This window comes from Akkermansia sp. N21116, from assembly GCF_029854705.2.
In the GTDB taxonomy this organism is placed as follows: domain Bacteria; phylum Verrucomicrobiota; class Verrucomicrobiia; order Verrucomicrobiales; family Akkermansiaceae; genus Akkermansia.
Map to the genome: position 1 here is coordinate 3,108,968 of NZ_CP139035.1, position 12,935 is coordinate 3,121,902.

Sequence of the window (12,935 nt, forward strand, 5' to 3'; positions counted from 1 at the left end):
TATGTTCTTCAAATTCCTGATTCCGCTCATCCTCCTTGCCGCCGGCATTCCGGCTCTTGCCATGGATGATCATTATGAATTGAAAACGGACTGGAAATGTCTTCCCTCCACGCAAACAACCGCCTCCGGAGAAACAATTTCCAATCCTTCGTTCGCTCTGGACAACTGGAAACCCGCTGTTGTGCCCGGAACCGTCCTGACCACGCAGCTGGCCAATGGAGAAATTCCCGATCCGTTCTACGGCATGAACAATGAAAAGATCCCGGACATCCATGCCACGGGCCGAGAATACTATACCTACTGGTTCGTCAAGGACTTCCGGGAACTTCCTCCCAAGGAAGGAGGGCAGGTATGGCTAACGTTTCGAGGCATCAATTATTCCTGTGATATTTTCCTGAATGGTCACAAGGTCAACGCCAAACCCTATCGGGGAATGTTCCTGAGGAAAACGTTCAACATCACAGACTTATTGAAGCCCGACGGAGTGAACCGTCTGGCCGTAATCGTCTATCCCCCGGATCATGTCGGCAATCCGAACGGGGGCCAGGGAGGAGATGGACGCATCGCCCGTAACCTGACGCATCAATATGTGGCCGGATGGGACTGGATCCAACCTATCCGAGATCGTAACACCGGCATATGGGACAAGGTCATTCTGGAAAAAACCGGACGTATCCGCATCAAGGAACCGCATATCGTCACCCGCGTCCCCGGGGTCAGGAAACCATCATCTCCCCAGGAAAATGCCTTTATGAACCTTTCTGCCGAACTGGAAAACCCCACCGGGCAAACAGTTCGCGGTACGCTTGCCTGTCTCCTCGGCAATAAACAGACAGAATGCCGTGTGGAAATCCCTCCGAACTCCACTGTCCAAGCAAAACTACCAGAGATCGTTCTGGAGAATCCCAAACTCTGGTGGCCAACCGGTTACGGTCCCCAGAATATGTACACCCTTCGCCTTGAATTCAGGGAGAACGGACAGCTATCCGCTTCGGATGTTCATTCCATCAACTTCGGTGTCAGAGAACTCGACACGGCATGGAACGAACGGACCCGCAGCCGGGAAATGTTCGTCAACGGGCAACGGCTTTTCATTCGAGGCGGCAACTGGATTATTTCCGACGCCATGCTCAGGTTCTCCCCGGAACGCTACGATGCCGAAATCCGCTACCACCGGGACATGAACCTGAACCTCATCCGCATTTGGGGAGGGGCTCTGACGGAACGTCCGGAATTCTATGAAGCCTGCGATCGCTACGGTCTGCTCGTCATGCAGGATTTCTGGTTTTCCGGCGATTGCAACGGTCGCTGGCGCGATGCACTAAAAGCGGATGATCAATGGACTCGCAGGAAGTATCCCGACGATCATGCCCTCGTACTGGAAGCTGCGGAAGACATGGTCAAAATGATCCGTAACCATCCTTCTCTTGCAGCTTGGTGCGGCGGCAATGAAATCCCCCCTCCGTCCGGGATTCTGGATGCCCTCAGAAACCGCATCCTGCCCAGCCTGGATGGAACCCGCTGGTTCATCGACTACTCCAACTCCTGCGAGATGTCCTACAATTCTCTGGGAGGAAATGGGGACGGTCCATACAGAATCCAGCCGATATCGACTTTCTGGCAGGAAAAAACCTGGCCGTTCAACTCGGAAATAGGCTCGATCGGAGTTGGCGACTATGAATCCCTCGAACGATTCATCCCCGAAGATTCCATGATCGTCCCTACCCTTGATCCAACCGAACCTTTCGGAGAAAAGGTCAACGATGTCTGGACCTACCACAAATACACGGGAGTCGGATACGAAGACCATTTGATCCCCTATGGTCCCCCTTCCGATGTGCGGGACTTTACCCGCAAGGCTCAACTCGTCAACTATGAGCAATACCGGGCAATTATGGAAGGATTTTCCTCCCATATGTGGGACTGGTACACAGGATTTATCATCTGGAAAACACAAAATCCATGGACGGCCATGCGGGGACAAATGTACGACTACTATTTGGACCCCAACGCCTGCCTCTTCGGGACCCGCAAGGGTGGCGAACCCCTCCATGCCATGTGCAACCCTGTTACGGGAGAAGTCATGGTCGTCAACAACGGACTGGAGCCGGCCCGGGATGTCATGCTCGTCGTCCGTTTGTTCAACACGGAAGGCAAAGAGAAAAAGAACGACCAGGTATTCTGCTACGTCAATGCCTCCAATTGTCTGAAGATCATGTCCCTGTCTGCAAGAATCAAGGATGTATGCCGGGACAAGGGAGGCTTCCTTCTGCTCCAGCTAATGGACGCCGATGGGAAACTCATCAGTGACAATTTCTATTGGTTTCCGAATCAGGACGGACAATATTCCGGACTCCGCTCCATGAGCAAAGCCGATCTGCAGGTAACAGCCACCTCTCCGAAACCGGGAACAGTCATCGTCCGACTTACCGCCCCGAAAGAGGGAGGGATAGCATTCTTCAACCGCATCTCCCTGGTGGACGCCAAATCGGGTAAACGTATCATGCCTGCCTTCTACCAGGACAACTATGTCTCCCTCGTTCCCGGCTCCACCCGGGAAATTCCTATCGACTATATTCCCGGAGACAACGGAATTCCGGCGGTCACCGTCGAAGGCTGGAATGTCGATCAACAAACTATTCTCCCCACTTCACCACAACTATGAATCGAATACTCATCCCCTGCGTCTGCATGGCGCTGGCAACCGGATCCTTTGGCGGCCAAGGAGCTACTTCATCAACATCAGGCCTGGAACAAGCCCTCTCCAAAGCCGGTTCCAATGCCCGTCCCCTGCAAGACTTGTTATCCGAACTGCCTGCCGAACAAAAAGCCGGAGCGGCTTTTCTCATCGAACACATGTCGGAACGGGATTTGACCAGTATCGACAAAGCACTCCTCTCCTCCAACATCGCCCTGGCCTATCAAGCGAGAGCATCCTTCCCTTGGGGCCGTGACATCCCTGAAGACATCTTCCTCAACGATGTCCTCCCCTATGCCGTCGTAGATGAAACCCGTGAAAACTGGCGTCAGGGATTCTTCGGCCTCTTTGGGAAACTCGTTCACGACAGCAAATCCATCCGGGATGCAGTGCTCTCCATCAACTCAAAAATAGGCAAACTGACGGGGGTGGACTATAATACGCTCCGGGAGAAGCCCAACCAATCCCCTTCGGAGTCCATCCGCCAGCATATGGCATCATGTACCGGATTGGCCATTCTGCTAGTGGATGCCTTTCGGTCAGTCGGCATTCCGGCCCGATTCGCCGGAACGGCTTCATGGCACGACAATCGCGGCAATCATAGCTGGGTAGAAGTATGGATGGACGGCAAATGGTACATCACGGAATACTATATGCCCCGCCAGCTCGATCACCCGTGGTTCCTGGCAAACGCCGGCAAGGCTAACCCGGACAATCGCCAATATGCCATTTACGCCACTTCCTTCAAACAAACGGGAGAATCCTTCCCCATGGTCTGGAACGATCAATCCCAGGAAGTCCACGCCGTCAACGTTTCGCAGAGATACATCGACACCTGCGAGGCCATGGAAGAACAAGCCGTCTCCCAAGGCACGCATGTCCCAGTCTCCATCCGCATCTTTAAAAATTCCGGCAGCAACTCGAATTCCGGAGACAGAGTCGCCGTCAACGTCGATGTCTTCGACGGTCAGCTCCAAATGGACGGAGGCCGTACTTCCGGCCCCTTACAGGACATGAACGATGTCTTGACGTTCCTTCTGGAAAAGAACAAAACCTACACCTTCCGCTATCAGGATGCCTCCGGAAACACGAAAGACATCACAGCCACCGTCAAAGATAGTCCTATGACTGTGGATGCTACTTTTGAATAAGCATCATCATCGCATTGCACAGTCAATGGCTCTCAGGGCGTAGGCATACGCCCCGACGGCCACGGCTTCGCTGGTTCCCAATCGCGTGATACCGATGCCGATTCTCTTCCGAGGATCGTAAATGACTTCCCGTCCGGAACCCGGTACGATCAACCGGCGTTCGTCTCCCAACAGGAAGTTTTCCATCTGAGATGGATCTTCCAGATCAAAAGCCTTCTGAACCAATCGTGGCAATTCCCGTCCATCGTAACTTCTGATTGTCCCGTTCATTTCCTCCAGAACGCTGTCCATGAAAAGCCTGTGTCCGTAGGCCAGACCTCCGCCGATCACAATCAAGGTATCGAACAACGTCGCAGCCGTTGCAAAAACATCGCCAAGCAGGCGTCCCATTTCACGATACGCCTCACGGGCGGCGCGAGAATCCCCCTCACGCTTACCGAGGGCAATCTCCTCAATGTCCCGGGCAGATAAATGAGTGGCCTCCGGCAGCCCTGCTTCTCGTGCATACGTTTTCTGAATCGCACGGATGCACGCGCCCTCTTCCGCAAAAGTCCCCGGATGAAGCTTATTGTTCATCAGCCACACTTCCAGGGCATTGGAGTTATCGCCTATATACAACTGCCCATTCATCACAAGCCCCCCGCCGAATCCGGTCCCCAGAGTCACACCAAACAAATTGCGGAACTTCTTCGGGCTACCCGCCTTCGCCAGCGCCTCATTAACCTGGGGCAGCAATCCGGCCACGGCTTCGCCATAGACAAACAAATCGCCGTCGTTGTTAATGAAAACGGGCACACCAAACTCATCTTGGAGGATATCCGCCAAGGGAACGCCCCCTGCATAGGCCGGAAGATTGCCAACATTGTCAATAATACCCCTGGGATAATCGGCCGGTCCCGGAAATGCAAAACTGATGGCGGCAGGCGCCTGCCCCGTTTCTTCAATCAGGGCTCTGAACCCTTTTTTGATATTCTCCAGGGAACGTTCTAAATTCCGGGCTTCCGAAGCAAGCCGAACCGGAGTTCCAATACGGCGGTTCCCTTGCATGGCGGCAAAAACGAAATTCGTCCCCCCCGCATCCAAAGTCAGAACAATGCGGTCATCACGGTCGGAGTCCACCTCAGGCATCCCTCCCTTCTTTCTTTTCGGATTTCATTACCAACCCGACCCCCAATATGTAGAGCACGGCCACAAGAGGTACAACAAAACCGTAGAAAAGATTGCCGGAGGCATCGCCGATCCACCCCATGAGGGGCAACAGGAAAGCCCCTCCGCAAATAGCGGATACCATCAATCCTGACAACTCGTTCGCCTTGTCGGGCAACCTGTCGATCGCCATGGAAAACACAAGGGGGAAAATGTTGGCAAACCCAAGAGCCAGCACGACAAGAGACGCCGTCGTCACAATCTCACGGGCATCGGGAGAAGCAATCAGCCCGACCGCGCTGCTACCCAAGACCAGAAGAATAAATCCAGCCAGAGATACATAGCATGTCGCCACCAGAAAACGTCCCGGCCGTACTTTACGTAGCAGCATCGCCCCCAGAAAACGCCCGATCATGATCGTCACGAAAAAATACATCACAAACTTGGTCGCCAGGGATTGATTGATTCCGAATTGCTCGGAAAAATACACGGGCATGCCGGATGCCATACAAACTTCGGCTCCCACATACACGAAAATGGCAAGGACGGAAAACGCCACGGACGGATCCCCCAGAAGGCGGATGCACGACCCCAGAGAAGCCGTCTTGCCCGCATCAGACTTTTCCTGAACCTTCAACGTAGCAACGGAAATAATAGATACCGCAACGGCTACTGCAAAAATAGGGAACAGAACATTCCAGCTCTGAGTCTCGGTATAACCCATCTTGCCCGCCATGAAAAAAACGAGCGGAGCCGTAAAGGAACCAATAGCCTTGATAAACTGCCCCAGGGAAAGATTGCTGGAATACCTTCCCTCATCCGACACGTCACGCATGATCGGGTTGCCGGCCACCTGAAGGATCGTAGCTCCGCCTCCCAGAAGAAGGATGGAAAGCAGGAAGACAGCATACCTGTCTAACCCGAACAACATCACAGTCAGAATACCTATCAGAGCAACGATCAACCCTGTCAGCAACGTCTTTTTGCGACCGCATTTGTCCTGGAAAAGCCCCATTGGCACCGAGAGCAGGCCGAACATGATAAACCCCGCCGATGCAATGAAACTGGATTCGAATGTCGTCAGAGAAAAATGATCTTTTGCCACTCCCACAAAGGTATTGACGGCATCGCCAAACCCCATACATAGGAACGAAAGGAAAACAGGTAGTGTCTTGCTGTTCATAATCGTATAATAATCAGTTAAAAAATAAGTCAGGGGAGACGATTCAGAAGATCGGTCTTTCCTTCACCGACCAGTTTCAGGATGAGCTCTCCAAAAAGCGTATTCTGCCATGCGAACCACTCGCGGGTAAACTTGCCGGCATCGTCCTTGTGGAAAGATTCATGGATGAACCCGGTTCCGGCATCGGTTTCCAGCAGCATCCTGATACAAGCAGCCGTCTCTTCATCGTCACGGCTCGTAAACGCCTTCATCATGATGCTCATCGGCCAAATCATGTTCATCGAAACATGGGACACATGAGGTCCTCCGATTCCCTCGCCTGCCCTTCCCTTGAAAAAGTAGGGATTATGCTCGCTCCACACCAGGCGGCGCGTATTCAAATAAACCGGATCGTCCGCCGGGACATCCCCCAGATAAGGCATGGCAAGCAAACTCGGTACATTGGCATCGTCCATAAACAGGAGATTACCGTACCCGTCCACCTCATAAGCGTACACACGACCAAATACAGGATGCTCCACGACCGCGTATTTCTTTAACGCCGCTTCGACCTCGTCAGCCAAAGCCAGGCATTCGCCCGCCAGTTCTTCATCATGATTGACCGATTGCAGGATTTCCGCCGCCTTGCGCAACGAGGACACGGCAAAGAAATTCGACGGCACCAAGAAAGGAAACGTCGTTGCATCGTCTGACGGACGAAATACGGAGGCAATCAGACCCACCGGTTTACAGGGATTGCCCCATCCGTCATTCATGACCGTGTCGGAGGCCTTTTCCGTCTTGCGCTGGAATTTGTAAGGCCCGGGATTCTCTTTCCTCTGCTGTTCTCGGAAAGTTGCCACGATACGCCGGACAGCCGAGCTCCATTCCGCACCGAACACGGAATCGTCCTTCGTCGTCTTCCAATAACGGTAGGCCAACCGTATGGGATAGCACAAGGAATCGATTTCCCACTTACGCTCATGGATTTCCGGCTTCATATCCGTAAGGTCGGACTCCCACTCGCTACCAGTCGGCCCGTCATTAAACGCATTAGCATAGGGGTCAATATTGATGCATTTCATCTGACGGAGGATCACCCCCGCCAGCATCTTCCTCAACTTCTCATCCTTGTTAGCCAGTGGAACATACGGCCACACCTGAGCCGCGGAATCGCGCAACCACATGGCGGCAATATCCCCGGTATAGACAAACGTATCATCCACTCCGTCCTTCTCACGGTAATGCACCGTCGTATCCAGAGTATTGGGAAAACAGTTCTCGAACATCCAGCGTAACTTCGGATGGGTCAACATCCCTTTGACGCGTGCAATTTCTTCATCAATACTTCGAGAAATAAACAACCGCTCTTCCACGGGAGGACGTTTCGTCTTCGTGTAAACATCCCGTGCTACATCCGGCTGGATATTCTGATCCTGAGGCGTCCGAGACCAACAAAATCCCCCAAACAAAAGAAGAACAACTCCGCACACAACAAGCACTTTTCTTCCTTTTTCCATCATGAACAAACCGGATATTTGCATAAATTTAAGTGATGCTATGGAATTCACCGATGCAACTCAACCATTAATTTACAGCCTTTCGCATTTTAATTCCCCAACATTTGGCTCCTCTACCACCCGTCGAATTCCACTTCCGAATATGTAAAACGTTCTTGTCCCAATACTCCCAGCCAGTAAGAACATACCGATGTATGGAACAGGACGATCCGCAAGTCTTGCAAAACCAATCGAAACCATGCACAGACAGTCTCTTCGCTTGACGCTCATACTTCGTACTATTAGCATTCGCCGGAATTTTTTACCCTCGGAAGGCCGGTATCCATTATGAGCATTGAGCAGAAACGCAACTTTTCCATCATCGCCCACATCGACCACGGAAAGACGACTCTTTCCGATCGTCTGTTGGAGTACACCAACACGATTTCCGACCGTGAGAAACAAGACCAGCTTCTGGACGCCATGGATCTGGAACGGGAAAAAGGCATTACCATCAAATCCCACCCCGTAACCATGCGCTACAAGGCGCGCAACGGACAAACCTACGAACTGAATCTGCTGGATACCCCCGGTCACGTGGACTTCTCTTACGAAGTATCCCGTTCTCTGGCCGCTTGCGAAGGCGCGCTCCTCATCGTCGATGCCGCTCAAGGGGTTGAAGCCCAGACATTAGCCAACATGCACCTGGCTATGGACCAGAAACTGGCTATCGTGCCGGTCATCAACAAGATCGACCTTCCCAGCGCCAATCTCCCGAAAGTCTTCAAACAACTTGAAGACATCATCTGCATCCCCCACGAAGAAGCCATCCAGGCGTCCGCCAAAGCCGGTATCGGCATCGAAGACATTCTGGAAGCTGTCGTCGAACGAATTCCTCCTCCCAAGGATAGCCCCGACGGCTTGCTGCGCGCCCTTGTATTCGACTCCGTGTACGACTCGTACCGGGGCGTCGTCTCCTACGTACGCATCGTTTCCGGCTCCGTCAAGCGCGGCATGCGCGTCAAGCTCTTCGCCACGGATGAAGTATATGAAGTCAAGGAGGTCGGCATTTTCACTCCCAAAATGACCAAGTCCGACGAACTCAGCACCGGAGACGTCGGCTACATCATCGCCAATATGAAGGCAGCCTCCGATGTCAAAATAGGCGATACCTATACCGACATCGTCCACCCATGCGACAAGCCCTTGCCCGGCTTCAAGGAAATACGTCCCATGGTCTTTTCAGGCATCTACCCCGTCGATTCCTCCGACTTTGAAGCCTTGAAAGCATCCATGGCCAAGCTTCAGATCAACGATGCCGCCTTTACCTTCATGGCGGAATCGTCTATCGCCCTCGGATTCGGTTTTCGCTGCGGTTTTCTCGGGCTGCTGCATATGGAAATCGTCCAGGAACGCCTGCGGCGAGAATTCAACATGGATGTCATTTCTACCTACCCGTCCGTCATCTACGAGGTCACCAAGACCAACGGAGAAGAGCTCTTGGTAGACAACCCGAGCCTTCTGCCCGAACCACAGGAAATCAAGGAAATCCGCGAACCCATCGTCAAGGTTTTCATCATGCTTCCCGGCGACTACATCGGTGACATCATGCAACTGGTTCTGGAAAAACGCGGTAATGTCGTCAACACCGAGACTATCGATGACATGCGCGTCATGCTCACCGCCACTCTTCCTCTCGCCGAAATCCTCGTCGATTTCAATGACAAGCTCAAATCCATGACGCGCGGCTACGGTTCCATGGACTACGAACATGACGGTTACGCCCCTGCCAATCTGATCAAGATGGACATGATGATCGCCGGAGAACCCGTCGACGCCTTCTCCATGATCGTTCACCGCGAAAAGGCAGAATCCCGTGGACGCGATCTGGCATCTCGCCTTAAGGAAGTCATCCCCCGGCAATTGTTCACTGTTGCCATCCAAGCTTGTATCGGCGGTAAAATCATCGCACGGGAAAGCATCTCTCCCATGCGCAAGAACGTAACTGCCAAATGCTACGGAGGCGACGTCACCCGTAAACGCAAACTTCTCGAAAAGCAAAAAGAAGGGAAAAAACGTATGAAGGCCATCGGCCGGGTCAACATCCCGCAGGAAGCCTTCATCCGCGTTCTCAAATCCGGGGATTGATTCGGCAAAGGGCCCGAACATCGGTTATTTTCTTACGGAGAGCCATGAAATCCCGGGGGCTTCCCGTTTGGAGATTGAGACAGGCGGCTCTTTATGCTACAAATCGGAACATGAGAAAGTCGTTGCTGCAAATTTCGATCATTGCGGTTGCCTCCGTATTGCTGGTGTCCTGTGCCACAACGGATCCGGCAGAAGACAAGCCGGATAGCAAGGAGGCCCAATCCAAGGGATTCCTCTCCCAATTGACGGAAGAAACACAGGGATTCAGCAATCCCGACGGATTCATGCCGCCGGGACTCATGAGCGGAGGGAACAGGAAGCAACTCAAGGAACTGGAGACCAAAAGCACGCAAGACCTTCTGACTCTCAAGGCAGATGAAGACATCATCTTCACCGACCCGGACAATCCCTATGCCGACATCAAGGAATTGGATGAAGCGTTTTCCCTCCAAAGCGAACGTTCCAAACAATGGCAGCAAAGCTATTCCAAGGCTCTACGAGATGCCCGCCGTTCCGGCAAACCGATTCTCATCTGGTTCCATGACAGCAAATATAGCCCGGCCAGCCAGAAAATAAGTGCGGAATTGTTCAAATCCGATGCATTTGAGGACTGGGCCAAAGACAACCTGATCCGCGTCTGCTACGACAAATCAGCCGAGTACGACACAACCACCCCCAACAAGGATCAGAACGTCATTATCGGCAATCTCGCTACCAAAAAGAAGGAATACGTCATGAGAGCCTTCTCCCATTATGGAGTAAAGGGAACTCCCAACGTTATTATTCTCACACCGGATGGACGCCAGGTCGCCTCTTGGAAGGGATATTCCGGAGGAAATTCCAAAAATGTCATGGACCGCATCCGCCAGGATGTTGAAACGGCCAACAAACAATTCTCCGATTTCAAAAAACATCTCAGCTCCGCCGGATATCGTGATTGGACAGGCAAAAACGGCACCAAAATATTCGCTAAATTCGTCCGTTACGATCCCAAGAAAAACATGGTATGGCTTAAGGAATTCGACGGGACCCAATTCAGTTCTTCTCTGAACCTGCTCAGTGACGAAGACCGGGCCTATGTCGATAAAAGACAATGATCTGACTCTTGTTCTATTGAACATTCTTCGTTCAGAACGAATCATATCCCATACCGGACATTCCAGTCCGGGCAAACCAACTTCTATCATGAAAATTACTTTCATCCCCATTTTGCTTCTGTCCGGCCTCTTGGTCGCATCCTGTTCGACAACTCCGCAAGAACGCATCGACGCCAACTTGCCGGCCTTCCAGAAACTAGCTCCACAAGAACAATCCCTCGTTCTTGCCGGGCAAATCTCTCTCGGTATGACTCCGGAAGCCGTCAAACTGGCCTGGGGAGATCCGGACTCCATTTCCCGCGGCAATTTGGACGGAATCCCCTCGGAACGATGGATCTACCAGAAAGGCGGCAGCGGGTTCTCCTTCGGCGTCGGCGGAGGAGTCGGTCATTACCATAACGGATCCTCCATGATCGGTACGGGCATCGGTACGACATTCCCCATCTCGACCATTCCTCCGAACACTTCCTACGTCCTCTTCAGCAAAGGCAAAGTAACGGCCTGGGAAGGTTCGGGGCACTGAAAAAATACCTGCCCGAACATTTCCTCTGACGTGCTGGCGGCTTGACCGCCCGCCTGTTTTATTCTGCAATGGACAAACCATGTTGCATCTTTACGACACGCAAAGCAGAACCATCAGGGAATTGTCACCAATCGACGGCAAACGGTTCCGGTTTTACTGTTGCGGTCCGACGGTGTACGGCCCGGCCCATATTGGCAACTTCAGGACCTTTGTTCTTCAAGACGTCTTCCGCCGTGTCTTGGAGCTCGGCGGAGTCACGACCATGCATGTCCGCAATCTCACCGACGTAGACGACAAAACGATCCGGGACTCTCAAAAAGCCGGTATGAGCCTGGCGGATTTCACTCAGGGATGGACGGACAAATTCCATGCCGATTGCGCAGCTCTGAACTGCCTTCCTCCCCATATCGAACCTTCCGCTGTCAGCCATATTCCGGAACAAATCCGCATGGTGGAAGACCTCATGACCAAGGGTCATGCCTACGCATCGGAAGATGGTTCCGTGTATTTCAAAATTTCCTCTTTCGGAGAATACGGCCAGCTTTCCCATCTCGACAAAAGGGAACTCGACTTGGGAAAAACCGCCAATGAACGTTCCAATGCCGACGAATACGAAAAGGATTCCGTTGCGGACTTCGTCCTCTGGAAGGCCCGCCGCCCCGAAGACGGGCCGAACTACTGGCAATCGCCATGGGGAGAAGGTCGTCCGGGCTGGCATCTTGAATGCTCGGCGATGATCAACAAATACTTCGGTCCGGATTTCGACCTCCACTCCGGAGGAGTCGACCTCGTCTTCCCGCACCATGAAAACGAAGTAGCGCAATCACGCTGTGCCTGCGGAGGCCATTTTGCCCGCAATTGGTTTCATATCACCCACTTGTTGGTTGACGGAGGCAAAATGTCCAAATCCCTGGGCAACATGTACACGCTGGAAGATCTCTCCCGTCTCGGACACATCCCGGAAGCCGTCCGCTATGTTCTGGCCGGAGGCTACTACCGCCGCCCTCTCAACTTTACGCTGGACTCCCTCAACGATGCTCGAGCCTCACTCGTCCGCCTCTCTAAATTCGACATGCAACTGGCCGAACGCTCCGGCAATGCAGCTATCCCGCCCTACAAGCAACTCTGCCGGAAAACGCCGGATCTCGGAGAATTCCAGGCAGCCTGGGACAGTCTCAATGACGATCTCAACACGCCCGAAGCACTCGGCCACGTGTACAGCGCCATCAAGCGCATCAATGTCCAGGAACTTTCACAGGAACAAGCCCATGCCGTCCGGATCGCCTTCCACTTCATCCTGTCCGCATTCGGCATCACGCCAGTAGCCAAGGAACAGTCACAGGAAGAAGCACCGGAAGATGTCAAAGCCCTGGCAGAACAACGCTGGATCGCCAAGCAGAACAAAGACTGGACTGCAGCCGATACCCTACGAGGCCAGGTCGCCGACCTGGGATGGACAATCAAAGACCGTAAAGACGGCTTCGACCTGATCCGCTCATAACCACGCTTAC

The 12,935-nt window shown here is 52.9% G+C and carries 9 protein-coding genes; 6 read left to right on the plus strand and 3 right to left on the minus strand.

Annotated elements, in window-relative coordinates:
• The first annotated feature begins 1 nt into the window (after position 1).
• Together QET93_RS11790 and QET93_RS11795 are read left to right on the plus strand one after the other, a co-directional pair.
• Positions 2-2,665 carry a glycoside hydrolase family 2 TIM barrel-domain containing protein gene (locus tag QET93_RS11790; protein ID WP_280127281.1) on the plus strand — a complete coding sequence of 888 codons (2,664 nt, stop codon included), beginning with the start codon at positions 2-4 and terminating at the stop codon, positions 2,663-2,665.
• Entirely contained in the window at positions 2,662-3,849 is a 1,188-nt protein-coding gene (locus QET93_RS11795; RefSeq protein ID WP_280132158.1) for a transglutaminase-like domain-containing protein, read from the plus strand. The genes QET93_RS11790 and QET93_RS11795 overlap by 4 nt, the downstream gene beginning before the upstream one ends.
• A gap of 6 nt (positions 3,850-3,855) precedes the next feature.
• Here QET93_RS11795 and QET93_RS11800 read toward each other — a convergent pair whose 3' ends face one another.
• Genes QET93_RS11800 through QET93_RS11810 form a run of 3 tightly spaced genes read right to left on the minus strand, consistent with a single transcriptional unit; the run spans position 3,856 to position 7,701 of the window.
• Positions 3,856-4,977, minus strand: coding sequence for an ROK family protein (locus tag QET93_RS11800; protein WP_280127283.1), 1,122 nt, complete (start codon positions 4,975-4,977; stop codon positions 3,856-3,858).
• On the minus strand, positions 4,970-6,178 hold the full coding sequence (locus QET93_RS11805; protein ID WP_280132159.1) for an MFS transporter: 1,209 nt from the start codon (positions 6,176-6,178) through the stop codon (positions 4,970-4,972). Before QET93_RS11805 ends, QET93_RS11800 begins: the two co-directional genes overlap by 8 nt.
• Positions 6,179-6,207: 29 nt before the next feature.
• Entirely contained in the window at positions 6,208-7,701 is a 1,494-nt protein-coding gene (locus QET93_RS11810; protein WP_280132160.1) for a glycoside hydrolase family 125 protein, read from the minus strand.
• Between the two features lie 303 nt (positions 7,702-8,004).
• Between QET93_RS11810 and lepA the strand changes: the two genes are divergently transcribed.
• The 4 genes from lepA to cysS all read left to right on the plus strand — a co-directional run bounded on the left by lepA (position 8,005) and on the right by cysS (position 12,925).
• Positions 8,005-9,804 (plus strand): translation elongation factor 4, encoded by a 1,800-nt coding sequence (lepA, locus tag QET93_RS11815; protein WP_280132161.1) that lies wholly within the window; start codon positions 8,005-8,007, stop codon positions 9,802-9,804.
• 110 nt (positions 9,805-9,914) lie between these two features.
• The gene (locus tag QET93_RS11820) at positions 9,915-10,901 is read left to right on the plus strand and encodes a thioredoxin family protein (RefSeq protein ID WP_280132162.1); all 987 of its coding nucleotides are present in this window, start codon (positions 9,915-9,917) and stop codon (positions 10,899-10,901) included.
• Between the two features lie 88 nt (positions 10,902-10,989).
• Positions 10,990-11,424: a hypothetical protein gene (locus QET93_RS11825; RefSeq protein WP_280132163.1), complete on the plus strand. Its 435-nt coding sequence runs from the start codon at positions 10,990-10,992 to the stop codon at positions 11,422-11,424.
• 79 nt (positions 11,425-11,503) lie between these two features.
• Positions 11,504-12,925, plus strand: coding sequence for a cysteine--tRNA ligase (gene cysS / locus QET93_RS11830; RefSeq protein WP_280132164.1), 1,422 nt, complete (start codon positions 11,504-11,506; stop codon positions 12,923-12,925).
• The last annotated feature ends 10 nt before the right edge of the window (positions 12,926-12,935 follow it).